Origin of the sequence: Streptomyces sp. NPDC048057 (genome assembly GCF_040653095.1) — a bacterium.
GTDB lineage: Bacteria > Actinomycetota > Actinomycetes > Streptomycetales > Streptomycetaceae > Streptomyces.
In genome coordinates, this window is the sequence record NZ_JBEZNF010000017.1 from 129,570 (window position 1) to 154,337 (window position 24,768).

General features: G+C 72.3%; 20 protein-coding genes and 3 tRNA genes. 14 read left to right on the plus strand and 9 right to left on the minus strand.

The window, feature by feature from the left end; translation table 11 throughout:
* Positions 1 to 42: 42 nt before the first annotated feature.
* On the minus strand, positions 43 to 342 hold the full coding sequence (locus AB0E05_RS21255) for a YtxH domain-containing protein (protein WP_361965671.1): 300 nt from the start codon (positions 340 to 342) through the stop codon (positions 43 to 45).
* Between the two features lie 178 nt (positions 343 to 520).
* Here AB0E05_RS21255 and AB0E05_RS21260 point away from each other — a divergent pair.
* The 3 genes from AB0E05_RS21260 to AB0E05_RS21270 all read left to right on the plus strand — a co-directional run bounded on the left by AB0E05_RS21260 (position 521) and on the right by AB0E05_RS21270 (position 961).
* Positions 521 to 593 (plus strand) — tRNA-Asn (locus AB0E05_RS21260).
* A 5-nt stretch (positions 594 to 598) separates the two neighbouring features.
* A tRNA-Asn gene (locus tag AB0E05_RS21265) sits at positions 599 to 671 on the plus strand.
* Between the two features lie 216 nt (positions 672 to 887).
* Positions 888 to 961, plus strand: a tRNA-Ile gene (locus AB0E05_RS21270).
* 172 nt (positions 962 to 1,133) lie between these two features.
* Here the strand turns inward: AB0E05_RS21270 and AB0E05_RS21275 are convergent.
* Positions 1,134 to 1,556 carry a cupin domain-containing protein gene (locus AB0E05_RS21275; RefSeq protein ID WP_361965673.1) on the minus strand — a complete coding sequence of 141 codons (423 nt, stop codon included), beginning with the start codon at positions 1,554 to 1,556 and terminating at the stop codon, positions 1,134 to 1,136.
* 49 nt (positions 1,557 to 1,605) lie between these two features.
* Here AB0E05_RS21275 and AB0E05_RS21280 point away from each other — a divergent pair, with 49 nt between their 5' ends.
* From AB0E05_RS21280 to AB0E05_RS21305, 6 genes are all read left to right on the plus strand, one after another.
* Positions 1,606 to 2,448: an AraC family transcriptional regulator gene (locus AB0E05_RS21280; protein WP_361965675.1), complete on the plus strand. Its 843-nt coding sequence runs from the start codon at positions 1,606 to 1,608 to the stop codon at positions 2,446 to 2,448.
* Positions 2,449 to 2,664: 216 nt separating this feature from the next.
* The gene (locus AB0E05_RS21285; protein ID WP_361965677.1) at positions 2,665 to 2,904 is read left to right on the plus strand and encodes a hypothetical protein; all 240 of its coding nucleotides are present in this window, start codon (positions 2,665 to 2,667) and stop codon (positions 2,902 to 2,904) included.
* A 247-nt stretch (positions 2,905 to 3,151) separates the two neighbouring features.
* The gene (locus AB0E05_RS21290) at positions 3,152 to 3,553 is read left to right on the plus strand and encodes a helix-turn-helix transcriptional regulator (protein WP_361965679.1); all 402 of its coding nucleotides are present in this window, start codon (positions 3,152 to 3,154) and stop codon (positions 3,551 to 3,553) included.
* A gap of 92 nt (positions 3,554 to 3,645) precedes the next feature.
* Positions 3,646 to 4,455 (plus strand): molybdate ABC transporter substrate-binding protein, encoded by an 810-nt coding sequence (gene modA, locus AB0E05_RS21295; RefSeq protein WP_361965681.1) that lies wholly within the window; start codon positions 3,646 to 3,648, stop codon positions 4,453 to 4,455.
* A gap of 30 nt (positions 4,456 to 4,485) precedes the next feature.
* On the plus strand, positions 4,486 to 6,465 hold the full coding sequence (locus tag AB0E05_RS21300; RefSeq protein ID WP_361965683.1) for an ABC transporter permease: 1,980 nt from the start codon (positions 4,486 to 4,488) through the stop codon (positions 6,463 to 6,465).
* 299 nt (positions 6,466 to 6,764) lie between these two features.
* Positions 6,765 to 8,540 (plus strand): ricin-type beta-trefoil lectin domain protein, encoded by a 1,776-nt coding sequence (locus AB0E05_RS21305; protein WP_361965685.1) that lies wholly within the window; start codon positions 6,765 to 6,767, stop codon positions 8,538 to 8,540.
* A gap of 31 nt (positions 8,541 to 8,571) precedes the next feature.
* On the opposite strand, the gene AB0E05_RS21310 is transcribed toward AB0E05_RS21305, so the two are convergent.
* The 5 genes from AB0E05_RS21310 to AB0E05_RS21330 all read right to left on the minus strand — a co-directional run bounded on the left by AB0E05_RS21310 (position 8,572) and on the right by AB0E05_RS21330 (position 14,905).
* Entirely contained in the window at positions 8,572 to 10,044 is a 1,473-nt protein-coding gene (locus AB0E05_RS21310; RefSeq protein ID WP_361965687.1) for an acyl-CoA synthetase, read from the minus strand.
* 66 nt (positions 10,045 to 10,110) lie between these two features.
* Positions 10,111 to 11,292, minus strand: coding sequence for an MFS transporter (locus AB0E05_RS21315; RefSeq protein ID WP_361965822.1), 1,182 nt, complete (start codon positions 11,290 to 11,292; stop codon positions 10,111 to 10,113).
* Between the two features lie 119 nt (positions 11,293 to 11,411).
* Positions 11,412 to 12,941 (minus strand): GAF domain-containing protein, encoded by a 1,530-nt coding sequence (locus tag AB0E05_RS21320; RefSeq protein ID WP_361965824.1) that lies wholly within the window; start codon positions 12,939 to 12,941, stop codon positions 11,412 to 11,414.
* A 218-nt stretch (positions 12,942 to 13,159) separates the two neighbouring features.
* On the minus strand, positions 13,160 to 14,206 hold the full coding sequence (locus AB0E05_RS21325; RefSeq protein WP_361965689.1) for a rod shape-determining protein: 1,047 nt from the start codon (positions 14,204 to 14,206) through the stop codon (positions 13,160 to 13,162).
* A gap of 138 nt (positions 14,207 to 14,344) precedes the next feature.
* Positions 14,345 to 14,905 (minus strand): hypothetical protein, encoded by a 561-nt coding sequence (locus AB0E05_RS21330; RefSeq protein WP_361965691.1) that lies wholly within the window; start codon positions 14,903 to 14,905, stop codon positions 14,345 to 14,347.
* Positions 14,906 to 15,159: 254 nt separating this feature from the next.
* Here AB0E05_RS21330 and AB0E05_RS21335 point away from each other — a divergent pair, with 254 nt between their 5' ends.
* Entirely contained in the window at positions 15,160 to 15,948 is a 789-nt protein-coding gene (locus AB0E05_RS21335) for a hypothetical protein (protein WP_361965693.1), read from the plus strand.
* A 63-nt stretch (positions 15,949 to 16,011) separates the two neighbouring features.
* Here AB0E05_RS21335 and AB0E05_RS21340 read toward each other — a convergent pair whose 3' ends face one another.
* A complete protein-coding gene (locus AB0E05_RS21340; protein ID WP_361965695.1) occupies positions 16,012 to 16,467 on the minus strand; it encodes a MarR family transcriptional regulator in 456 nt (151 codons plus the stop codon).
* Positions 16,468 to 16,575: 108 nt separating this feature from the next.
* Between AB0E05_RS21340 and AB0E05_RS21345 the strand changes: the two genes are divergently transcribed.
* Positions 16,576 to 17,595, plus strand: a complete 1,020-nt coding sequence (locus tag AB0E05_RS21345; protein WP_361965697.1) for an NADP-dependent oxidoreductase — start codon at positions 16,576 to 16,578, stop codon at positions 17,593 to 17,595.
* A gap of 88 nt (positions 17,596 to 17,683) precedes the next feature.
* Here AB0E05_RS21345 and AB0E05_RS21350 read toward each other — a convergent pair whose 3' ends face one another.
* Positions 17,684 to 20,257, minus strand: a complete 2,574-nt coding sequence (locus tag AB0E05_RS21350) for a M14 family zinc carboxypeptidase (protein WP_361965699.1) — start codon at positions 20,255 to 20,257, stop codon at positions 17,684 to 17,686.
* A gap of 196 nt (positions 20,258 to 20,453) precedes the next feature.
* Here AB0E05_RS21350 and AB0E05_RS21355 point away from each other — a divergent pair, with 196 nt between their 5' ends.
* The 3 genes from AB0E05_RS21355 to AB0E05_RS21365 all read left to right on the plus strand — a co-directional run bounded on the left by AB0E05_RS21355 (position 20,454) and on the right by AB0E05_RS21365 (position 24,702).
* Positions 20,454 to 21,296 carry an EI24 domain-containing protein gene (locus AB0E05_RS21355; protein ID WP_361965702.1) on the plus strand — a complete coding sequence of 281 codons (843 nt, stop codon included), beginning with the start codon at positions 20,454 to 20,456 and terminating at the stop codon, positions 21,294 to 21,296.
* A gap of 497 nt (positions 21,297 to 21,793) precedes the next feature.
* The gene (locus tag AB0E05_RS21360) at positions 21,794 to 24,328 is read left to right on the plus strand and encodes an ABC transporter permease (RefSeq protein WP_361965705.1); all 2,535 of its coding nucleotides are present in this window, start codon (positions 21,794 to 21,796) and stop codon (positions 24,326 to 24,328) included.
* 206 nt (positions 24,329 to 24,534) lie between these two features.
* Positions 24,535 to 24,702 carry a hypothetical protein gene (locus tag AB0E05_RS21365; protein ID WP_361965708.1) on the plus strand — a complete coding sequence of 56 codons (168 nt, stop codon included), beginning with the start codon at positions 24,535 to 24,537 and terminating at the stop codon, positions 24,700 to 24,702.
* Positions 24,703 to 24,768: the final 66 nt, after the last annotated feature.

The following is a 24,768-nucleotide window of genomic DNA, read 5'->3' on the forward strand; positions in this document are numbered from 1 at the left end:
GCGGGTGCCACAAGCCGCCGGTTCCGCCCCTTGACCTTGTGGCTAGGTGTTGCTGGTGCCCCAGTCGTCCTCGCCGTTGTGGGTGCGCTCCCGCAGCGTGCGGACGCGTTCGGCGACGGACTCGGGCACGTGCTCCCCGACCTTGTCGCTCACCACGTGGAACGCCCGGCCCGCCACCTGTCGACCGTTGTGCGCGGCGGCCTCGGCGGCGTTGCGCACCGCCGGGTTCTGGGAGAACTCGCGGACCGACTTCTTCATCTGCTCGTAGCGTTCGCGGCCCGCACGCGTGCCGATCACATAGCCGATGGCCAGCCCGACGACGAACGTGAGCTTGTACCGCATGGGTCTGCCACCCTTCCCTGGTGTACCTCGGTGCCCGCCCGCCTACCCGGGCCGGACCGTGATCACCCGGGACCCTACCGATTGGCGGAGCACCCCCCTGCTTGCGCTAATGTATGTGTCGCAGCGAGCGCACGCCCTCCGGGAGCCCCCCGGTAGGTACGTTCGGTGCACGCAGCAGTCCCCTGTAGCTCAATTGGCAGAGCAGCCGGCTGTTAACCGGCAGGTTACTGGTTCGAGTCCAGTCGGGGGAGCGCGATCCCCTGTAGCTCAATTGGCAGAGCATTCGGCTGTTAACCGGAGGGTTGCTGGTTCGAGTCCAGCCGGGGGAGCACCTAACGGAACGGGACCCCTTCGAGGGTCCTTTTTCGTATGACGGGGTTCGTGTGATCCAGGTGTGATCCAGGTGACTTTTCCCGCCACCGGGAACCGGTGGGACCCCGGTGCGGTCTTCACCTGCGAGCGTTGCCGGCCATCCGAGGCAGGAGATCGTATGACCGGCTATGCTGCGGCAGACGGCGCGCACATTTGTGCGCGACGCGCCGTTAGGGGCGGTAGCTCAGCCGGTTAGAGCAGCGGACTCATAATCCGTCGGCCGTGGGTTCGAGTCCCACCCGCCCCACCGCGCGGCCGGTCGCAGAAACGATGCGACGGACCTTGTGCAGATGTCGGAGCGGGCCTCGTTCGGGTGGTCGTCGCCCGCCGGCGGGGCCCGTGGTGACGGTGATTCCCCATATCTTTCGGCGCCGTTGGTCATCGTGGGGCCGGGCCCTCTTCTTCACCGGCCCGGAGATTCATTCCAGCAATTCCGGCGCCCTGGTCAGCGGGCCGCCCGCGTCGCCCGTGTTGGGCGTGTCCTTGGGCTCCAGGAGCAGGATGGCCGTCTCCTCTTCGGCCACCGGGCAGTGCTCGGCGCCACGGGGCACGACGAACAGTTCGCCCGGGTCGAGGGTGACGTCCCCGTCCCGCAGGCGGATGGTGAGCCGACCGCTGATGACGAGGAAGAGTTCGTCGGTGTCGGGGTGGGAGTGCCAGACGAACTCCCCGCCGACCTTGGCGAGCTTGACCTCGTAGTCGTTGACGTCGGCGATCTTCTTCTGCGCCCACAGGTCGTTGAAGAGCGAGAGCTTGTGCGCGATGTTGACGGCGGCGCGGCCGGGGACGGCGGCGTCCGCCGCGGTGCGCGGGGTGGTCGGCGTGGGGTTCGAGGTGGTCATGGAACGAGCGTGCCGGCCATCGTGGACGCGGGTCTTGTACGTTCCTTGCATGAGCGGCGGACGGACCGGGGCGCGGGTCAGTGCGTGGCGGCCGGCGGTGGCCGGGATCGCCGAGTCGTTCCACGCGCACTTCGCCGACCACGCGTATCCCGTGCACACGCACGACACCTGGGCGCTGATGATCCTCGACGACGGCTGCGTCGACTTCGGGCTCGACCGGCACCGGCACGGCGCGGACGGGCTGGGCACGGTCGTCCTGCTGCCGCCCGGGGTGCCGCACGACGGGCGGACGGTGGGCGTGCGGGGGTTTCGCAAGCGGGTCCTCTACCTGGAGTCGGACGTGCTGCCGGAGCGGCTGACGGGAGCCGCCGTCGACATCCCCGTCCACCGGGACGCCCTGCTGCACCACCGCATCGGGCAGTTGCACGGCGCCCTCCGCGACGTTCCGCCCGCCGGAGGGAGCGGAACCGGGTTCGAGGCGGAGTCGCGGTTGGCGCTCGTGCGGGAACGGCTGCTGCGGCATCTGCGGGCACTGCCCGCCCACGACCCCGGCCCGCCGCCCGGGCCGCTCGCCGAGGCGCTGCGCGAACTGCTCGACTCCCGGATCGCCGCCGGCGTCTCCATGGCCGAGGCGGCCGGACTGCTGCACGCGCACCCCACGCACCTGATCCGCGCGTTCACCCGGCGGTACGGGATCGCGCCGCACGCCTATCTGACGGGGCGGCGCATCGACCGGGCGCGCCGGTTGCTCCTTGAGGGCCGGCGGCCGGCCGAGGTCGCCACCAGCGTGGGCTTCTACGACCAGGCGCATCTGAACCGGCACTTCACCCGCCACCTGCGGATAACCCCCGCGCGGTACGCGCAGTCGTACGGGCGCGAGGCGCCCGGGTAGCGGCGGCGGTCCGCGGCCGCGGGTCGCCGCCGTGGTCGCGGGGGGCTTCCACGCGGCCGAGCTGGTCGTCCAGCCCGGTGCGGGCCTCTATCCGTCGCTGGATGGCGCTCACGCTCTTCCGCCCGGCGTCGGGGGGCACGGTCGGGGACGGCGCGGGGCGAAAGGTTTCCGCGGCGTTGGCAGTCGTTCGTACGGGGCGCACATAAGATTTCAGCCATGGCTGAAATCGCACTAACGGATGAGTTGGTGGCCCTGGAAGTCCGGGCGTGGGAAGAGATCCAGGCCGGGGGGCTCACGTTGGAGACCGCGCAGGCGGTCCAGGCGGCGATCACCGCGCACGCCGCGGCCAGCGGGCAGGGGCGGTACGAGGTGGAGAAGGCGCTCAAGGTGCGGGTGCGGCACCCCGTCGAACCCGAGGGGGAGCAGGGCGCGGAGGGCGAGACCGGGGCGACGTGAGGGCGAAGGCCCCGACCGGAGGGGAGTCGTCGGGGCCTTCATGGGAGATGGTCCGTGGAATCGCCCGGCCCGTGGCGGGCGCACTTCGAGTCTCCGCCCGTACGTGCGACCGGTCAAGCGCCGGCGCCGCCAGTTGCGGCCAGGGCGATCGAGGTCGGCGCCGCCGCGAGCGGATGACCTTGCAGATGCCAGGGTTTTGCGATTATCTCCTTGTAGGTGCCAGTCTGATCCGCCTATCGTGCGGCATATGCAGTCTTATACGATCGGCCAGGCGGCGCGTCTGCTGGGCGTGAGCCCCGACACCGTGCGCCGCTGGGCGGACGCAGGCCGGGTGGCCACCCATCGTGACGAGAGCGGCCGTCGACTCATCGAGGGCCGGGACCTGGCCGCCTTCTCGATCGAGGTCGCCCAGAGCGGCAGCGGCGACGGCGACGAGGACCCGCCGTACACCTCGGCGCGCAACGCCTTCCCCGGGATCGTCACCGCGGTCAAGCTCGGGGACGTCGCCGCGCAGGTGGAGATCCAGGCCGGTCCGCACCGCTTGGTCTCCCTGCTGACCCGCGAGGCCGTCGAGGAACTGGGGCTGGAAGTCGGCATGACCGCCACGGCCCGGGTGAAGTCGACCAGCGTGCACATCGACCGCCCTTGACCACCCCTGACCGCGGCGCACCGCGTGCCGCCCGCCCGCGCTGCTCGTCCCCCTCGCGTCCCCGCGTCCCCCGGGCCCAAGGAGTGCTCCCCATGTCCGTGCCGTCCCCCGCCCGCCGCCGCGCCGTCGTCGCACTGGCCACCGCGCTGGTGCTGCCGCTCGCCGCCGCCTGCGGCAACGACGACTCCGAGAAGGACACCGGCGACTCCGCCACGGGTGCGGGGAGCCACCCCCCGAAGGCCGAGCTGACGGTGCTCGCCGCCGCCTCGCTCACGGACGTCTTCAAGGCGGCGGGCGCCGCGTACGAGAAGGCCCACCCCGGCACCGAGGTCACCTTCTCCTTCGCCGGTTCGCAGGAACTGGCCGCCCAGGTCAGGCAGGGCGCGCCTGCCGACGTGCTGGTGACCGCCGACACCAAGACGATGGACGGGCTGGCGTCCGACACCGGCACACCGGAGGTCATCGCCAAGAACCGGCTCGTCATCGCCACCGAGGACGGCAATCCGAAGAAGGTCGACGAGCTGAAGGACCTCGCCGACCCGGGCATGAAGGTGGTGCTCGCGGCGCCCGAGGTGCCCGTCGGCCGCTACGGGCAGAAGATTCTGGACGCCCAGAAGATCGTGGTGAAGCCGGTCTCCCAGGAGCCCAACGTCCGTGCCGTGCTCAGCAAGGTCGAACTGGGCGAGGCCGACGCCGGGCTCGTCTACAAGACCGACGCCGCCACCGTGCCGGACAAGGTGGACGCCATCGAGATCCCGGACGCGCAGAACGCGATCGCCGAGTACCCGGCCGCGACTCTGAAGACCTCCCGGCACGGCGAGGCGGCCACCGCCTTCGTGACCTGGCTGGCCGGCCCCGAGGCACAGAAGATCCTCCAGGACGCGGGGTTCCAGAAGCCCTAGGGCCTGTCCGCACCGAACCGTAGGAACGTGATGAAGTCCCGCCCCCGCAGCAGGCCCCGCCCCGGCCGCGGCCGTCCGCGCGGGGGCGTGCCGCTGGCGCTCGCCGTGCCCGCGCTGCTGGCCGTCGCGTTCCTGCTGATTCCGCTGCTCGGCATCCTCGTCCGTACCGAGTGGGCCGATCTCGGCACCCATCTGACCAGCCCCGGTGTCACCGAGGCGCTGGGTCTCTCGCTGCTCGTCTCCTTCTGGGCGCTGGGACTTTCTCTAGTGCTGGGCGTGCCCCTGGCCTGGCTGCTGGCCCGGGCCGATTTCCCCGGCAAGGCGCTCGTACGGTCCCTGGTGATGCTGCCGATGGTGCTGCCGCCCACCGTGGGCGGGGTCGCCCTGCTCCTCGGGTTCGGGCGGCGCGGGCTGATCGGGCCCTGGTTGGAGGACGCCTTCGGGATCACCCTCCCCTTCCACACCTCGGGCGCGGTCGTCGCCGCGACCTTCGTGGCGATGCCCTTCCTCGTCATCAGCCTGGAAGGCGCGCTGAACGGCCTGCGCCCGGAGTACGAGGAGACGGCGGCCTCCCTCGGCGCTTCTCCCGTACGGGTCTTCTGCACGGTCACCCTGCCGATGGTCGCCCCCGGGCTGATCGCGGGCGCGGCGCTCACCTGGGCTCGGGCGCTCGGGGAGTTCGGTGCGACGATCACCTTCGCGGGCAATCTGCCGGGGGTGACCCAGACCCTGCCGCTCCAGGTGTACCTGCTCCTCCAGGACGATCCGGAGGCGGCGACGTCCGTATCGCTGCTGCTGCTCGCCATCGCCATGGCGGTGCTGATCGCGCTCCGGGGGCGGTGGACGGGCGGGGCGACCGCCGACCGTACGGAAGCCGATGCTCCGGGCGGCGCGACGGAACCAGGGCCCGATCCCCTGCCGGATCCCACACCCGTGCGAGAGCAGGCGTCCGTACCCGGTGGGGAGGCAGGCGGACGCTGGTCCCTCGCCGCCGACGTCACCGGCTTCACCCGGCTCACCCTCGACGCCGAGCCCGGCACCGCCATCGCCGTCGTCGGCCCCAACGGCGCCGGCAAGACGACCCTGCTGCGCGCCCTCCTCGGCCTGACCGACCGTGCCCACGCCGAACTCCGCCTCGGCGACGACGAGGTGACGCAACTGCCGCCGCACCGTCGCAAGGTCGCCTGGGTGCCGCAGAGCGGTGCGCTGTTCCCGCATCTCAGCGCGCTCGGGAACACCGCGTACGGGCTGCGCGCCCAGGGCGTCCCGCGCGCCGAGGCCCGGCGCACCGCGCAGACGTGGCTCGACCGCCTCGGTGTGGGCGTGCTCGCCCACCGCAGGCCGGCGCAGCTCTCCGGCGGGCAGGCGCAACGCGTGGCGCTCGCCCGGGCCCTCGCCACCCGTCCCCGGCTGCTGCTGCTCGACGAGCCGCTGGCCGCGCTCGACCAGACCACCCGCGCCCGGGTGCGGCACACGCTCCGCGGCCACCTCGACGGCTTCGGCGGGGTGTGCCTGATCGTCACCCACGACCCGGTGGAGGCGGTGTCCCTGGCCGACCGGGTCCTCGTCCTCGACGACGGCCGGGCCCTCCAGGACGCACCGCCCGCCGAGGTCACCCGCCATCCGCGCTCGCCGTGGGTGGCCCGGATGCTGGGACGCAACGCCTGGCCCGGCACGGCGGCGGGCAACGGCCTCGACCTGACCGGCGGCGGTCGGCTCGTCGTCGCCGATCCGCTGCCCGAGGGCACCCGGGCGCTGGCGATCATCGCCCCGGAGGCGGTCTCCGTCCACCGGGAGCGGCCGGGCGGGAGCCCGCGCAACGTCTGGCCCGGCACCGTACGGGAGATCACGGCCAGCGGCAGCCGACTGCGCGTGCTCGTCACCTCGCCCGACGCCCCCGACCTCGTCGCCGAGATCACCCCGCAGGCCGCGGCCGAACTCGCGCTCGCCGAGGGCAGCGCGGTGTGGACCAGCGTCAAGGCCACGGAGGTCACTGTCGTCGCGCTCTGAGCCCGAAGGACGCCTCGGGACGTTCTCCGCGTGTCGACGCAGAGCGACCGGGCTATCGCTCGGAGAAGTCTTGTTGCACATGTGAGGGCTGTGCAAAGGTGAGCGTCCGCGCGCCCGGACCAAGGGCGTTGGTGATCGACCGTTCGCATGGGACGGTGGCGAGACCCGCGTGCGCCCCGAGGCGCCCGCCCCATTCGGCAGCCGACCACCTGACCTGTGCCCTCGGCATCCGCCCCTGACCAGGGCCCGGAAGACACCGGTCGACCCCCCACCGCACTGCCCCGGATGGAAGACGTCCCATGCAGCAGCCACCCCTCCCGCCGCCCCGACCCGCCTCCCGCTCGGCCGTCGCCGGCGCCGGCACGTCCGATGCGGAGCTGGCGGAAGAACTGCGGAACGCCACCCGACAACCACCCTCGGAAGCGCGCCAAGAGGCCCACCCCACAGCCGTTCTGATGGCGCGCCACTGGCAGTCGGTCCACGACTACGCCTCGATCGCGACCCCCTCGACCAAAGCCGCCTCCCTGCTGGCAACGGCGGCCTTCAGCAAGGGACTTGAGCAACTGCGCCGACCCGGCGCCCGCATACCCAACGGAACACCGACCGCGCCGCGTCCGCTGCTCCTCGTCACCGCCCGCCGCATCGCCCGGACCTGGGCCCTCGACGACCGGGTGACCGCCTTGCCCGACTTGCAGAACCCCGAGAGCGGGCGCGCCGTCCCCGCCGAACTCTTCAGCCCCGCCGCGGACCGCACGCTCGTCGCCCGGGCCTTCCTCGCCCTGCGGGAGACCGATCAGTGCCTGCTCTGGCACGCCGAGGTGGAGGGCGAGGCGATCTCCGTCCCCGCCGGTCTGCTGGCGATGGACCCGGGCACCGCGGCCGTCCAACTGGAGCAGGGGCGGGAGCTCCTGCGGGCCGGGGTGCTCCGCAGCCACCTGGAACTCGCCCCGGACGGGGAGTGCCGTGGCTACCACCGCCTCATCGACGTCGCCCTGCGCCGCCGCCGAACCTTCCTCCCCGACGTCCGGGCCCACCTCCGCGCCTGCCGGCACTGCCGGTCCACCGTCGAACAGCTCGACCACCGAGGAGACCGACGAGGGCTGTTGCTCGCGGAAAGCCTGCTCGGCAGGGCAGCGCGGCCCTACGTCGACTCCCGGCCCGCCCGAAGAGCCGCCGACCCCGGAATCCCCACGCCGTCGCGCGCGGTGCGCGGCGCCCGACGCCACAAGCGCGCCGAAAGCACCGGCCCACCAGCATCCAACGGTGCGTACGACCCGGGCGGCCCGAGCAGCCCCATCGCCCCGGTCAGCCTGACCGGTCCCGGCCGCTCGGCCCGCCGACGCCGGGCACGGCGCAGTCGGGCGTCTCTCGTCACCGGATTCGGTCTGGGCGTCGGCCTGCTCCTGGTGGCGACCGCGGTGTCCCGGCCGTGGGCCGACGAGGGCTCCAGGGCCAACGCGGGCCCGGGCACCTGGCCCTCCTCCGTGTCCGCACCGGGCTCCATCCCCGTCACCGACCCGGCGCCGCCCCTGAACGTCCGGCTGCGCCACATCGCATCCGGCCTCTGCCTCGACGTACGCGACCGGGTGCCGACCGCGGGCGCCGAACTCGTGATGGCCGTCTGCACGAAGTCGGCCGCCACCCAGACGTGGACCTACGGGGACGACGACCTGCTGCGCAGCGCATCGGCGCCCGGGCTCTGTCTCGACTCCCGGCAACTCGATGCCGTACCCGAACTGAGCCCCTGTGCCGGCCACTCCATCAGTCCCAGCAACCCCGGCAGCCCCGAGGCCAGCGGCACCGGCGGCAAGACTCCGGGTGTCGACCTGCGCCACGACCTCACCGTCCGGGGACACCTGCTGCCCGGCTGGAGCGCGGGGCTGGCCCTCGTTCCCAGCGCACCGGACGTGGGAGCCGTGACCGTGGTCAAGGTCCGCAACGGCACCCCGGAGCAACGCTGGCGGGCGGAGGACGCCACATCCGCAGCGGCCAGGGGCGGCAGGCTCGGCGAGCCCCTTCCCGGCGTGGACGGAACGACCGCACGCGCCTTGGCACCACCGAGCCGTACGCACTAACCAGCCGGCTGCCGCACCGCCTGACGACGGCCTACTCACGGAGCGCCCGCTTCATGACCTTGCCCATGTCATTGCGGGGGAGCGCGGTCAAGAAGCGCACCTCCCGCGGGCGCTTGTGCGGTGAGAGCAGCCCCGCGACGTGCGCCGCGAGGGCGTCCGCCGACGGTCGCGCGGACGGGTCCGCCAGCTCCGTCGGCACGATCCACGCGACCACCCGCTCCCCGAGGTCGGGGTCCGGCTCACCCGTCACCGCGGCCTCGCGGACACCGGGGTGGTCCAGGAGCGCGTTCTCGATCTCGCCCGCGCCGATCTTGTAGCCACCGCTCTTGATCAGGTCCGTGGCCCTGCGGCCGACGAGGCGCACGGAGCCGTCGGGGTCGCGCACCGCCATGTCGCCGGTGCGGAACCAGTCGCCGTCGAACGCCTCCGCCGTCGCGTCCGGCCGATTCAGATACCCGGAGAAGAGATTGTCGCCGCGCACCTGGATCTCGCCGATGGTCTCCCCGTCGTACGCCGCGACGGGCGCGCCGTCCTCGTCGACGAGCCGCAGCTCCACACCGGGCAGCGGCACCCCGACCGAACCGGGGCGCGGCTGCGGTGCGTCGACGCGGACGCTGGTGTTCATCAGGGTCTCGGTCATGCCGTACCGCTCCACGACCGTGCGGCCGGTGGCGGCGGTGATCCGGGTGTGGTCGTGCAGGGGGAGGGCGGCGGAGCCGGACACCAGCAGCCGGGCCCCCGCCAACGCCTTCACCAGCGCGGGATCGTCGGCCAGGGCCTCCGCCAGCCGGTGGTACATCGTCGGGACGCCGAACAGCATGGTGCCGCCGTCGCTCAACTCGCGCGCGACGCCGTCGACGGAGAACCGGCCCAGGTGTCGCACCTGGGCGCCGCGGCGCAGCGGGCCCAGGATCCCGAGGATCAGCCCATGGACGTGGAACAGCGGCAGTCCGTGCACCAGGACGTCATCGGCGGTCCACGCCCAGGCGTCCTCCAACGCGTCCAGGCTGGCGGTGATCGCCCGTCGGGAGAGCACCGCGCCCTTGGGCGGGCCGGTCGTCCCCGAGGTGTAGACGACCATGGCCGGGGCGGTCGGGTCGACGGGCACACCACCCCGCGGCGACGGCGCGGTGCCCTCCGCATCCGCACCTTCACCGAGGTCGACCGTGATGCGCTCCAGTACGTCGAGCGCTGCCGGGAGCCGGTCATCCGGACCCGCCAGCACCGCCGTGGGCGCGCTGTCCCCGACGATGTGGGCCAACTCGCGCTCGCCCGTCTTCGGATTCAGCGGCACCACGGGCACGCCGGCGAGCAGCGCCGCCACCGCCCCCACCGCCGTGTGCGGCGTGGGCGTCGCCCACAGGGCGACCCGGGACGCAGCCCCTATCCGCCGCGCCACCACGCCCGCCACCGCCGTCAGCTGCCCGTACGTCAACGAGCGCGCGGGGAAGTGCAGGGCGGTTCGGTCGGGGGTGGAGCGCAGCGCGGGAAAGAGGTCACTCACGTCGATCGTCCTCCATCGGAAGCCGGCGGCCTGGGACCTCCATTCTCCCCACCGCACCGCCGCCGGTCATCGCGTCTTCGAGCTAGCTCCATTGGGGGAGGCGGGCTCCGGAGCCATCGGGCGCGCGGTGCGCATCCGCCCGTACGCGTACACGCAGCCGGCCAGCGCCAGGTCCGAGAGCAGCATGAACCCGATCGCGTAGGACCCCTTCGCGCTGTAGATCGCGCCCATCACCAGCGGCGGCACGAAGCCGCCGAGCCCGCCCATCGCGCCGACGATGCCGGTCACGCTGCCGACCTGGGCCTGCGGTGTGACCTGGGCGACCAGCGCGAAGACGCTGCCGGACGCGGTCCCGAGGCCCGCGGCCATCAGCAGCAGCGCGATCGTGCCACCGGGCTGGAGCTGCGGTTCGAATGCCTGCACGATCGCCATCAGCGCCACCAGGCCGAGGGCGACCGCGGTGACGTACGCCGGGTGGATCCGGTCCGACAGCCAGCCGCCGAGCGGCCGGAAGACCACCGTGACCAGCGCGAATCCAGCCGCCTTGGTGCCCGCGTCCGTCAGGCTCAGGTCGTACCAGGTCCTCAGGTACGTCGGCAGGTACACCCCGAAGGCCACGATCCCGCCGAAGCCGATCGCGTACAGCGCGGACAGCTCCCAGGTCACCCGCAGCCGTCCCGCGCGCGCGAGCCGCGTCGCCAACGACTCCGTGGGGACCGGTCGGTCGGGCCGGTCGGTGATCAGCAGTGCGCCGAGCACGGCGAAGGCGGCGAGGGCGATCGCGACCACCACGAAGGGCAGGTTCTCGCCGTGCTGGGCGATCCGCGGGGTGAAGTACCCCGACAGGGCCACCCCGCCCATGCCCATCCCGAAGATCCCGATGGCGAAGCCGCGCTTGGCGGGCGGGAACCAGGAGTTCACCAGCGGCACGCCGATCGCGAAGGTCGTGCCGCCGAGACCCAGGAGGAAGCCCACGACCAGCATCAGCGGATACGAGTCCTTCACCCAGATCAGCAGCAGCACGGGCACGATCGTGCCGGCCGTCACCAGCGGGAACATCAACCGGGCGCCGTAGCGGTCGGTGAGCGCGCCCACCGGCACCCGGCCCAGTGACCCGACGATCACCGGCACGGCTACCAGCAGGGACTGCTGGAAGGAGGTCAGGTCCAGCCGGTCCTTGTAGAAGCTGCCCAGCGGGGAGATCAGGTTCCACGCCCAGAAGGTGAGCGTGAAGCCGATCGTGGCCATGACCAGGTTGCGATAGGCCGAGAAGGGCGTCCGGGCGGGGGCGGTGTCCACACCGCCAGTCAAGGACGGCCCGGCGGGCGGGGCGCGCTGGACTGCGCCGTACGGACCACGCGCGATCCCTAGCGCGGCGCCTGCCAGGTGAACACCGTGCCGGCATCGCCGCCGTCCTCGCGCACCCCGTCGTCCGTGACCGTGAGCCGTACCCCAAGACGGCCGTCGTCCAGCCGGGCCGCGGCGTCCACGACGACCTCGACCGCGGTGGCGCCCACGCGCCGGTGCGCCGCGGCGAGCGCCCCGCGCAGCGCCGCGATCAGCTGTTGGTCGGTCGGCTCCCGCACGAGCGTGTCGACCGGCCCTCGGAAGTGCACGGACGGTTGGAAGCCGAGCAGCGCGGCGGCACCGGCCGTCTCCCGCAGCACCCGTCCGCGGAAGCTGCTCTGTGCCTCCGCGGGCGGCTGCTGGAGGGCGAAGATCGTGGTGCGGACCTCCTGGATGGTGGAGTCCAACTCGTCCACGGCCCGGCCGAGCAGCTCGTCCGCCTCGCCGGCCGCCGCCCGCCGACGGGTGGACTCCAGCATCATCTCGGTGGCGAACAGGCGCTGGACGACCAGGTCGTGCAGATCGCGGGCGATGCGGTCGCGGTCCTCGTACACCGCGAGCCGTTCGCGGTTGTGCTGGGCGTCCGCCAGCACCAGTGCCAGCGCGGCCTGGGAGGCGAACTGCGAGGCCAACAGGCGGTCGGCGGAGGTGTACGGGCGGCCGTGGCGGCGCCTGGGCAGCGCGAGGGTGCCGATGAGCCGGCCGCCGGACTGGAGCGGCAGCATCATCGAGGGCCCGAAACGGGTCCGTACGTGCGTCGTCATCCGCGGATCCGTCGCGGAGTCCTCGATGAAGACCGGTTCGCCGCCGAGGAGCTGGACGAGCACGGGGGAGCCGGGCGCGATGGTCGTGCCCACGATGTCGCCCGGGTCGTCCACGGTGGACGCGGCGACGATCTCCATGCCGCCCTCCGCGGTGGGCTGGAGGACCACGCCCGCGGACGCGTCGGCGAGGAGCCTGGCCCGTTCGGCGACCGTCGTCAGGGCGTCCTCGGCGCTGCTGCCGGTCAGCAGCGCGGTCGTGACGGCCGCGGCGCCCTCGATCCAGCGCTCCCGCCGGCGGACCGACTCGTACAGCCGGGCGTTGCCGATCGCGATGCCCGCCTGGGAGGCGAGCACCCGCAGCAGCGCCAGGTCGTCCTCGGTGAAGGTTCCGCCGCGCTTCTCGGTCAGGTACAGATTGCCGAAGACCTCGGTGTGCACCCGGATCGGGACGCCGACGAAGGAACGCATCACGGGGTGGTCCGCGGGCACGCCCGAGGACCGCGGGTCGGCTGCGAGGTCGTCGATCAGCAGCGGCTGCGGATCGCGGACGAGCAGGCCGACGATGCCGGCGTCACCGCTCGGCAGATCGCCGATCCGGGCCCGCTCCTCCTCGGTCATGCCGTACGTGAACAGGTCGGAGAGGGTGCCGCGCTCGGGGTCGATGACGCCGAGCGCGCCGTAACGGGCGTCGGTCAGGCCCGCGGCGGTGTCAACGATGTGCTGGAGGGTGGTGGCGAGTTCCAGGTCGGTGCCCAGGCTGAGCACGGCCTCCAGCAGTGCCGACAGCGTCGACGCCGACGCAGCCGAAGCTGCCGGCGGGGAAGCCGGGGCCGGGGGCGCACCCGGGGGAGCGGGCGCCTCGTCGTACGGGCCCCGGCTCACCCCGTCGCCTTCCCCGCTCTGCCTGAACGCCACCGCAGCCCTACCCGATCGAAACCGACGCCGTACCCGAACGAACCCGACGAACCCGACGAACCGTCCGGACCCTCCCGGCGCACCGGGCTCTACCCGGAGACTTCGGCCAACGGATTGAGGACCAGTGGCTGGATCCGGCCCTCCAGCATCGCACCGAGGCCCAGGATCGCGCAGACGTCGGGCCGCTCGGCGATCTCCACCGGCATCCCCGTCGCGTCGCGCAGCATCTGGTCAAGGCCGGGGAGCAGCGCACTGCCCCCGACCATGGTGATGCCGCGGTCGGCGAGGTCCGCGACCAGGTCCGGCGGGCAGTCCCGCAGCACCTTCCCGATGCCGTCGAGCACCGAGGTGAGGGGGGTGTGGATGGCGTTCAACACGGCCGCGGTCTCGATGTGCACCGTTCGCGCGAGCCCGGTCGCCACGTCCCTGCCGTGGATTTCGGTGACCGCGGGACCCTGGGAGGTCAGGCCGTTGCCGCTGAGCGCCAGTTGCAGCGGGCGCACGGACTGGCTGGGCAGCATCAGCTCGTGCTGGGTGCGTAGGTGTTGGATGACGGCGGCGTCGATGGCGTTGCCGCCGACCGGCAGCCGCTCCGCCGTCACGATCGAGCCCAACGAGAGCACCGCGACCTGGGTCGTCGCCGCACCGCACACCATGATCATCGTCGCGGTCGGCTGCTCCACGGGCAGCCCGCAGCCCACGGCTGCCGCGATCAGGGTGTCGACCAGCTCCACCCGGCGCGCCCCCAGTCCCACCAGCGTCTCGACCGCGGCGCGCTGCGCCAGCGGGTCCGCGTCGTGGGGCGTGCAGGCGGCGGCCCGCAGCCGCAGATTGCGCCGCAGCTGCCGGCGCAGCTTCTCGCCGAGCAGGTGCCGCAGCATCCGCTGGGCCATCTCGATGTCGACGACCGTGCCGCCGGAGACGGGGCGGACGACCCGGATGTAGTGCGGGGTGCGACCCGTCATCTGTTCGGCGAGCGCGCCGACCGCGATCAGGGATCCGGTCCTGGTGTTCACCGCCGCGACGCTCGGCTCGTCGACGACGAGCCCGGCCCCCTTGACGAACACCCTGGTGCGCGCGGCACCGAGGTCCACCGCCACATGGCAACGGCGCAACTGCTCCAGACTGACACTCACGACGGATCCTCCCGGGCGCGGCGGATTGGGTTCGCCTTCGCATCGTCCGTCCGTGGCGGTCCGGGCGCTCGCTGGGTGCGCCGGTCGGGTGACCCCGACGGCTGACGCACCGTCACCAGAGGTGGGTGGCAGGGAGGCTCACAGCAGGCGTTGCAGCAGGCCCCAGCAGAATTCGGCCACGCGCGGCTGCCCCCCGGGAACCGTCAAGGACAGTTGCCAGCGTGTCGGGGCAGATCCCTCCATCGGAGTCGCGGGGGCGAAGGCGCGGGCGGCCTCGTCCACGGTGCAGGACCAGGGGGCGAGGTCGTCGACCGTACGGAGTACGGGAGGGGCGGCGCCCGGGGCCCGGACCAGCCACTCGTTCCAGACCGCCCCGCCGCGGGCCGCGGCCAGGACCTCGAAGCGCAGATCGGGCCAGAGCGATACGGGCCACAGGTGGGCCTCGCACTCCAGGTCGCCGATGCGGCGGCGCACGGTCGTCTCCGGCGGGCCGAGGACGGAACGGTAGCGGGAGAGCGGGCCGCGCGCGCCCCGGGCCCGGCTCATCGCCTGCCAGTGGCGGTTCGCCTCGCGCATCTCGGTCGTGGACGCGTCCAACGCGCGGCGGGCGTCGTCCACCAGGGCCGGCTGGTGGTCCGCCATCCGGCGCAGCAGGACGAGTTGGAACTCACGGGGACCGAAGGGCGCGGGCGTGCTCATGCCCGACATCCTGCCGGATGCGCGGTGTCCCGCCGAATGCCCCAGGTACCGCCCTTTGCGCTGGTCGCACCTGTCAATCTGCTAAACCCGAAATCACTCGAAGGTGGAGAGTCCACACACGATCCTCACAGGGCCCGTCACCGCTGGCCTCTTGCGCCACATAACCTGCGGGCGCCATGGATTACTGCCACCAGTGCCGACGACACCTCAACGGAGCCCTGGCCTGCGCGGGTTGTGGGACCCCGACCCAGGAGTTGCGTCAGCAGGGCCCCGGCCCGCAAGGGGAGGGGCACGTCATCGAGTTGGACGACGTCGCCCTCTTCGCCGCGGGGCGGGGTCGGGACGGCGTCCCCGCCGGAAACGGTCAGACGGTCGGCGCGGGCGCCGAGCCGGCTGACGACGGCAGGACCCATGACCCGGCGGGCGATGACGACGGCAGCGGCGGTGGCGAGGGGCGGGCGGCGCGACGGGCGGAACTCCGTCGGGGCGCCCGCAAGGGAGGCGCGCGCCCCCGCGGAGCCGGGCGCCGCGCCCGTAAGAAGCGCGGTCGCAAAGTCCTCGTCGGCACCCTCGGGCTGGCGCTCGCGGCCGGTGCGCTGAGCCTCGCCGAGCTGGCCACGGAGGGCGGTGACGACGGCTCCGCCACCTCCGTCAAGGAGCGCGAGGACCAACTCGTCGAGCCGATGCCCGACGCCACGAGCGACGGCGCCACGCCGGACGCCCCCGCCAGGGTGAGCCAGCGGCCCACCGACGGGGCGGGTTCGCGCGGCTCCGTACGGCCGACCGGCACCCGCTCCGGCGCACCGGGCGGATCGTCGCCGACCGGCGCGAAGGGACGCCCGGCGAAGCCCAGCGGATCCGCGGCCAAGCCGCCGGGCGCATCGCAGAAACCGCCCCCGGTGCCGGGGCCCAGCTCCACATCCGACCCCGGCGGCACGCCGTCGGCGCCGTCAGTACCGTCAGCGCCGTCTACGGGGCAGCCCACCCCGCCGGAGCCCACGCCCACGGAGACCTGCAAGCCGGTCCTGTGGTGGTGCTGGTGAGGCCGCGCGGCTGACGAAGCGCCGCCCCGGCCCGTCGTGCCCCGGGGCGGCCGTCGGCTCCGTCTACCCCAGCAGCCGCTTCAGCAGGTCCCGGAGCAGCCGCTGCTCCACCGCCGTCATGTCGGCGAGCGGCGCCAGCGCCTCCAGCTCCCTCAGGGAGCCCTTCAGGCGCTGCGTCGTCTCCGCGCCCTCGTCCGTCGCCACGGCGAACTTCACCCGGCGGTCGTGCGGATCGGGGTGGCGCTCCACGAGCCCGCGCAGCTCCAGTCGGTCGACTATGCCCGTGATGTTCGACGGCTCGCAGACGAGTCGGTCCGCGAGCTGCCGCATCGGCAGGGGCTCCTTGGTCAGCAGGGCCAACACCTTGGCCTGGGCGGCGGTGAGGGAGTGCTCTGCGGCGGCGCGGTCGTACGCCGTGATGTAGCGCGCGACGAGTGCGGTGAGGAGGTCCAGCACCTCCGAGGAAAGAGCGTCGACGGACTCGGTGACGTCGGCGCCTTCGATGCGCGAAGTGGCCATGCCCATCAGAGTACTCCGATACTTGACAACATGAAATATCGAGGGGCATGGTTGTTTCAGGACCTGAAATGTTTCCGTCGTGAAAGCTATCGCAGGAGGTAGCCCAGCATGTCCGCACTCCCCACGACCAGCCGTGAATGGCAGCTCGTCGCCCGCCCGCACGGTTGGCCCGCGGCGGAGGACCTGGCTCTGCGTGAGGTCCCGGTCTCCGAGCCGGGTGAAGGCCGGATCCTCGTGCGCAACCTCCACTTCTCCGTCGACCCGTACATGCGCGGCCGGATGAACGACGTTCCGTCGTACATCCCGCCGTTCCAGATCGACCAGCCCCTGGAGGGCGACGCGGTCGGCGTGGTCGTCGCGTCCGCCGCGGAGGGCTTCGCCGTCGGTGACACCGTGGCCCACTTCCTCGGCTGGCGGGAGTACTCGGAGGTGCCCGCAGCCCAGGCGCGCAAGATCGACACCTCGCTCGCCCCCGCCTCCGCCTACCTCGGCGTGCTCGGCATGCCCGGCCTCACGGCGTACGCGGGCCTGTTCCGCACCGCCGGCATCAAGGAGGGCGACGCCGTCTTCGTCTCCGGTGCCGCCGGCGCCGTCGGCAGCCTCGTCGGACAGATGGCGCGGGTCAAGGGCGCCTCCCGGGTGATCGGCTCCGCCGGCTCCGCGGCCAAGGTCCGGCACCTGACCGAGCGGTACGGCTTCAGCGCCGCGTTCAACTACAAGGACGGCCCCGTCGCCGAGCAGCTGGCGAAGGCCGCCCCCGACGGCATCGACGTCTACTTCGACAACGTCGGCGGTGACCACCTGGAGGCGGCGATCGGCGCCCTCAATCTGCACGGCCGGGTCGCCCTGTGCGGTGCCATCGCCCAGTACAACGACACGGAGCCGGCCCCCGGCCCGCGGAACCTGTTCATGGCCATCGGCAAGCGGCTGCGCCTCGAAGGTCTGATGGTCAGCGACCACCAGGACCTGCGGCCCCAGTTCGTCCAGGACGTCGCCGGCTGGATCGCCTCCGGCGACGTCGTCTACGACGAGACGGTGGTCGAAGGCATCGAGCACGGCTTCGACGCCTTCGTCGGCATGCTCCGCGGTGAGAACACCGGAAAGATGGTCGTCTCGCTCCCGCAGTGACGCGGAAGGGCCGCACCCGTGTCGCCGTGCGTCACGAGTGCGGCCCCACGGGCCGGGCGGCTGAGCCCGGCCCGTCATCAGGAGACGGTCAGCGGGTGACCAGCGCCCGTCCGACCTGAGCGAAGGAGCCCTTCGGATGGTCACGGAAGAGCGGCTCGGTGCCGATCAGCACCGCCGGGACCCCGCCCGGCCCCTTCGCGCTGACGATCGACGGCTGGCCCGCGGCGTCCGTCGGGCCGCCCGTGCCCGCGGCCGTCGCCCGCCAGTGGCCCGACACCAGCGGGTTCCCGGTGGCGTACGACTGGTCGACGCGCACGCCCGGGCCCAGCTCGGTGAACCACACCGGCGAGTACACGAAGGTGTGGCCCGGCGCACCGGCGGTCAGCGGACCGCCCGCCCCCGCCACCCGCACCACGCCGTTCGCGTCCTCGTTGCCCTGCACCGCCGTGGCGGAGATCAGCCCGGCCGCCTTGCCGAAGGCGGCACCGGCCTGCCCGATCCCGACGAAGCCGGCGCCGCTCGCCGCGAAGGCGTCCCGGGCGGCCTGGGTGAGCCCCGCGTGGGACAGCCCGGTCGACACCACCAGCACGTCCGCCCCGGACCAGTCGAAGCCCGCGTTGAGGGCCGCCGTCGACACCGGCACCACCTCGAAGCCCATCTCCCGCAGGGCGAACTGCTCGCCCGACGTCACCGCGGCGGCCACCCGCACCCGCTCCAGCGGTGCGACGCCCCGCTCCTTCGTCGCCGCGAAGACCACTCCGTAGCGCTCCGCCACCACCTTCGCCGCCTTGTGCGCCGACGCCGGGACGACGGCCGCGCCGTCGTCCGTACGCCGTACGGGAACGCCCTGCGCGAGCAGCGAGTTGAGCGCCGCCAGCTCCTTCGGGTCGTCCATCCGCAGCTTCAGGTCGCCCCGCGGAGCCACGTAACCGGTCGCCGCCGCCGCGGGCACCGGCCTGCTGATGACCCGCAGGTCCCCGCCTGCGGTGACCTTCTCCACCGTGGCGCCCCACAGCAGCCCCAGGCTCCAGCCCGAGATGTCGTACATCGTCGACACGTCACCGCTGATGTCCCGGCCCTCGGCGAGCATCACATTGGCGATGCCGCGCTTCGGCTGCTCCATGTCCACCAGGTAGGAGCCCGCCGGGTACGCCTTGCCGCCCAGCTTGAACGGCAGCACCGCCCGCTCCACCCGCACGTCGTTCGCGACCAGGTGGTCCACCAGTCGGGCCGCCGCGACCGAGCTGCGCTGCCCCGTCCCCGTCGGAATGACGTACGCGCGCGGGAAGGTGGTGGTGTACACGTCCTCCGGGCCGATGCCGGGCACCCCCGGCACGGTCTCCGGCGACACCGGCCGCTGCGCCTCGCCCGCCGCGCCGCGCCGGAAGGTCTCGATCTGGTCGGCCAGCACCTGCGTGCGGTTGGTGCGGGTGAAGTCCAGGGTGGCGCGCATCGCGGCGCCCGCGATCGCGGTGTTGATCGACGAGCGGCGCCGCAGCTCCGGCACCGGAAGGCTCTCGTACGAGCTGCCGTTGACCCGCATCGGGAACTCGATGGTGTGCGAGGCCACCGCGCCCTGGAAGGGCATGTACTGCGGGGTGAAGATGGGCGGCCAGTCGTCCCAGCCCTCCGCCGAGTCGCGGAAGGGGATCTCCGCCGGCAGCACGCCGTCCTTCTCGGCGGTGTAGCCGAGGGCGTTCACGGCCTTCTCCATCCCGAGCGCGTTCGCGTACGCGTTCTTGAGGAAGAGGTCGTACTCGTAGTTCTCCCCGTGCGGCGGCGTCGTCGGCTCGATCAGGGTGCCGTTCACGTATCCGTGCAGGTCCAGCATCACCGCGGGCTGCTTGTCGATGGCGATCTGCCGGATCGCCCGCGTCTCGGGCTGGGTCGCGGTGATGAAGTCGCGGTTCAGGTCGAAGCCGTTGGCGTTCGCCCGGGTGCCCGCGATCCGGCCGTCCGGATTGGCGGTCACGTTCAGATAGATCCGGTTCTTCGCCAGCAGCGAGAGGGTCTTTGCGTCCTTGGCCTTCGCCAGCTCCTCGATGAGCTTCAGGGCCGCGTCCGTGCCCTCCCACTCGTTGCCGTGGATGTTGTTGTTGATGAAGACCGGCGTCTTGTACGCCTTCTTGAGGTGCGCGTCCCGCGCGGCGAGGGCGGGCGCGTTCTCTATTCGCTCCCGCATCCGTTCCTGCTCGCGCGTCTCGCGGGCGCTCTCCGGCGCGGTCACCGTCACCAGGTACAGGTCGTTCCCGGACGCCGACGTGCCGGCGACCTCCACGCTGACGCGGTCCCCGATCTCCTGAAGCTCGTTCAGCTTGGGGGCTATGGAGTGGTACGGGACGAGGCCCAGCTTGATCGACTTGTCCGCCGGGTTGGCCGCGGGCTCCTTCAGGGCCGTGCGCCGCGGATATCCGCCGGGCCGGTGGAAGGAGGGCGCCGGCGCCTCCAGGGCGTTGCGCGCCGTGCCCGGGCCACCGCGGGCGGGCGCGGAGTCGGTCGCGCCCTTGTCGCGTACGGGGTCGCGGTCGCCGCGCAGTTCGCGACCCGGCGCGGTGGCCGGACCGCCTGGTTCGTCGGGCAGTGCGACGGCCGGGACGGGGGCGAGGAGGACGGCGACGGCGAGCGCCGCGGTGGTGACCAGAGCGGATCTGGGAATGCCCATGCGTGGTGCCTCCGGGGTCGAGGGTGCGACTGCTGTTACGGGAGTGCCCAGGTGGGGCGCACGAGTCGTGGCTGTCGTTGACGCAGGGTCTACCGGTTCAACTCTGAAACAATCAAGGGGTATACAGCACGTATTCCGGACCACAGGGCTCAAAGCGCGCTCGGGTGGGGGCGGGAACGGGCCTTAGGGTGACGACATGCGTGATTTCGCCAGGGGCTTCGGCTATCTCCTCAAGGGCCAGCGCTGGGTCGGCGCCCACGGCCGCCAGTTCGGCATCGGGCTGCTGCCCGGACTGATCACCCTCGTGCTGTACGCGGGTGCCCTCGTCGGGCTCGCGTTCGGCGCGGACGACCTGGTGGGGTGGGCCACGCCGTTCGCCGACGACTGGTCGTCGCCCTGGCTCGGGATCTTCCGGGGCACCCTGACGGTGCTGGCGTTCGCCTTCGGGCTCTTCCTCGCGGTGATCACCTTCACCGCGGTGACCCTGCTGATCGGCCAGCCCTTCTACGAGTCGCTGTCGGAGGACGTGGACCGCTCCGAGGGCGGCGACGTGCCCGAGTCGGGCCTGTCGCTCTGGCGCGATCTGGTCGTCTCGGCGCGGGACTCCCTGCGGATCCTGGTGCGCGTGGTGCTGTACGGGGTGCTGCTGTTCGCGCTGGGCTTCGTGCCGGTGCTCGGGCAGACCGTCGTGCCCGCCATCGGCTTCTGCGTCTCCGGCTTCTTCCTCGCGGAGGAGCTCACGGCGGTGGCGCTCCAGCGCCGCGGCGTCGAACTGCGCGAGCGGCTGGTGCTGTTGCGAGGCCGCCGGATGCTGGTCCTCGGCTTCGGCGTCCCGCTGACGCTAGCGTTCCTGGTGCCGTTCGTCGCGGTGTTCCTGATGCCGGGGGCGGTGGCGGGGGCGACGCTGATGGTGCGGGACCTGTTGGGGGAGACGGGGGAGCCGGCGCCGACGGCTGAGGACGCCCCGGCCCCCCACCCGCCTCACCAGCAGGGCGGGCCCTACGCGCCGCAGCCGCCGAATCCTTACGCACAGCCGTAGTTCGGGACGGTCTGGCGGCTCTCCGCGGGTGTGGGTGCGGGCCTGCTGTGGTTGTTCGCGCAGCCCCCAGCGCCGCCGAGATCTCCGCGTACCCCTACGCCCCCACGTTCACTGAGCGTGGGGGCGTTTCTTGCGTACGGGCACGTCCACGGCCGCGGAGGTGGGCCCGAAGGCTCAACCGGCCGCCTCGCGCCGGGAGTTCGTGCCCGGCGTCGGGTGAGGGCGCGCTTTGGCGGGGTCATACCTGCGGACGATTCGAGGGGCGGCGGGTACGACTCAAGTTTGTCGTCGAACGACCACCAGAGGCTGACTACCCGAAGCATCGGCGACCCCGACGATGTATGGCATGCCGCCTCGTACCCCATGCACCGACAGTCCGACGCGAGCCACGGCCACCAGCGCGCTTCGACACAGACGCAGTTCGGAAGGGGCCCGGGACCCGGGCACCGACCCCGCTGAAGTCGAAGACCGCGCCACTGCTCGTCGATAGGGACCCCATGTTACGTATCGCCCTGCGCAACGTTCTTGCACACAAGGGCAGGCTGTTGATGACGGCCTTGGCCGTCATGCTCGGCGTCGCGTTCGCCTCCGGAACGCTGATCTTCGCCTCCACCATCTCGGCGGCCTTCAACAAGAGCACCGACAAGGGCTTCGACACCCTCGACGTCGCCGTCCGCCCGGATGACGGCAACCGGCGGTCGAGCCCTCCGGGGGATGCTCCGCTGCTCGACCAGGAGCTGTTCGACCGCCTCCGGAAGGCGCCGGGGGTCCGGTCCGCCACCGGTGTCGTGTCCGGGTTCACCGCGGTGGCCGACCGCGAAGGCGGGCTCGTCGGCAACGGCTTCCTGACCATGGGCGGGAACTACTCCTCGGGTGTGGACGGCAGTGACGCCCGCTATGACGTCACGGAGGGCCGGGCACCCCGCAAGGGGGACGAGGTGGCACTCGACGAGAAGACGTCCGAGCGCACCCGCTACGGGGTCGGCGACACCATTCGGGTGTCCGTGGACGGCCCGGTCCTGCGGCAGAAGGTGGTCGGCGTCTTCTCCACCGACGACGGCAACGTCTCGGCCGGCGGCTCGCTCGTCCTGTTCGACACCCGCACCGCGCAGCGGCTGCTGGCTGAGCCCGGCCGCTTCACGGAGATCCAGTTGGTGGCCGATCCGGGCATCTCCCAGGAGTCGCTGCGCTCCTCCGTCGCCAAGGTGCTGCCGCAGCGGACCGAAGCGCTGACCGGGGAACAACTGGCCGCCGACCAGGCCGCGGAGTTGCGGACGAGCGTGGAGAGCATGCGCACGGGACTGTTGGGGTTCGCCGCCGTGTCGATCTTCGTCGGGATCTTCATCATCGCCAACACCTTCACCATGCTGGTCTCCCAGCGGACCAAAGAGCTGGCCCTGGTCAGGGCGGTCGGCGCCAGCCGGCGCCAAGTGACCTCGTCGGTCCTGCTGGAGGCGTTCGCCGTGGGCCTCACCGCCTCGGCCGTCGGACTCCTCGTGGGGATCGGCATCGGTGCGCTGCTCGCGCCGCTGCTGCGCTCCACCGGCGCACTCATCCCGGAAGGGCCGCTGGTCGTCTCCCCGGCCACCGTCGTCGTCGCCCTGATCATCGGGGTCGGCGTGACCATGGTGGCGGCCTGGCTCCCCAGCCGCCGTGCCGCGAAGATCCCACCGGTGGCGGCTCTGAACAGCGTGCACGCCGCGGCCGTGACGCGTGGCCTGGTGCTGCGCAACTGCGTCGGCCTGCTGCTCGGCGCGGCCGGCCTGGCCCTCGTGCTCACCGCCGCGCTCACCGACGACGACGGCCGGGTGCGCATGGCGGCCGGCACCGCCGTGCTGCTGGCCGGCGTCATCGTGCTCACCCCGCTGCTGTCACGGCCCTTCATCGCCGTCGCCGATCGACTGCTCCGCGGGTACGGGACCACGGGGCGGCTCGCCACCCAGAACGCGTTGCGCAACCCCCGCAGGACGGCCGCCACCGCCTCCGCCCTGATGATCGGTCTGACGCTGGTCACGAGCCTCACGGTGATCGCCGTCAGCGTGCGGCAAGGCATCGAGAACATGGCCACCAGCTCCCTGAAGGCCGACTACATGGTCTCCATGGCGAACCAGGAGCCGCTCTCCCCCGAGATCGAGGAGACGCTGCGCGAGGTGCCCGGAGTCGTCGCCACGAGCCCCCTGCGCAGGTCCGTCGGGCGCGTCGGCGACCAGTCGGAACAGCTGACCGCGGTGCGCCCCGACACGATCGACCGACTGGCGCGGTTCAGCGTCGCCCAAGGCTCCCTCGACGGCCTCGGCGGCGACCGGGTGGGCGTCGACGTCCACACGGCCGAGGACCGGGGTTGGAAGGTCGGCTCGACGCTCACCGTGATGTACGAGGACGGCCGCGAGGGCCGGCTCACCGTCGCCGGGCTGTACGAGGGGAACAACCTGTTCAAGGGCATCATGCTCGACCTGGCCACGCTGATGCCGCACCAAAGGACCGTCGGCGACGCGGAACTGCTGGTCAAGACCCGGGAGGCCCCCTCGGACGGGACCAAGGCGCCGTTGGTGGAAGCGCTGGGGGAGAACCCCGCCGTCAAGGTGCAGGACAAGGAGGAGGTCTCCGACTCCATCTCCAAGATGACCAACCTCCTGCTGAACATGCTGTACGCGCTGCTCGGGATGGCGGTCGTCGTCGCCGTACTGGGCGTCGTCAACACCCTCGCGATGTCCGTCTTCGAAAGGACGCGGGAGATCGGCATGCTGCGCGCCGTCGGCCTGAGCCGTACGGGCGTCAGGCGGATGGTCCGGCTGGAGGCGGTGATCATCGCCATGTTCGGCGGCTCGCTCGGCGTGGGACTCGGCGCGTTCCTCGGTTGGTCCGTGGGCACCCTGGTCGCCCGGCACATGGCCTCGTACGAATTCGTCATGCCGTGGGGACGGATGGCGATGTTCCTGCTGTTCGCGCTCGTGGTCGGCGTGCTCGCCGCCCTGTGGCCGGCGCGGCGGGCCGCGAGGACCGATCTGCTGGCAGCGATCAAGGCGGAGTAGGCCGGCGACGGGGGAAGGGCGACCGCCGCAGGGCGGGCGGGCCGTGTGCCCGCCCTGCGCGCGGGTGACCGGCTCACGGGCATGACCAGCAGTGCTACGTGCCTGCTACCTGTCCACTACACCGGCTGGGACAGACTTTTTCCCAGCGCTTCCGCGGGAGTTCCTTCCGCCAGCGCACGTCATGTTCTCAACCAGAGGGAGGAAACATGAGCGTCGAGTCGAGCACCTGGAAGGACGCCGTCGCCCAGGACGAGACCAACCCGGCCGGCGCCGGCTTCGGCGAGCTTTCGCTCGCCGACCTGCGCGAGGACCACTCGGCCCACATGATCAGCAGCGGCTACATCTGCACGTACACCACCGAGTGCTTCTGCTGAACCCCGTCCCGGAGATGGACGCCACCGGGTCCACGGGCCTGGTGATCGCTTGACGGGCGGCGGGCA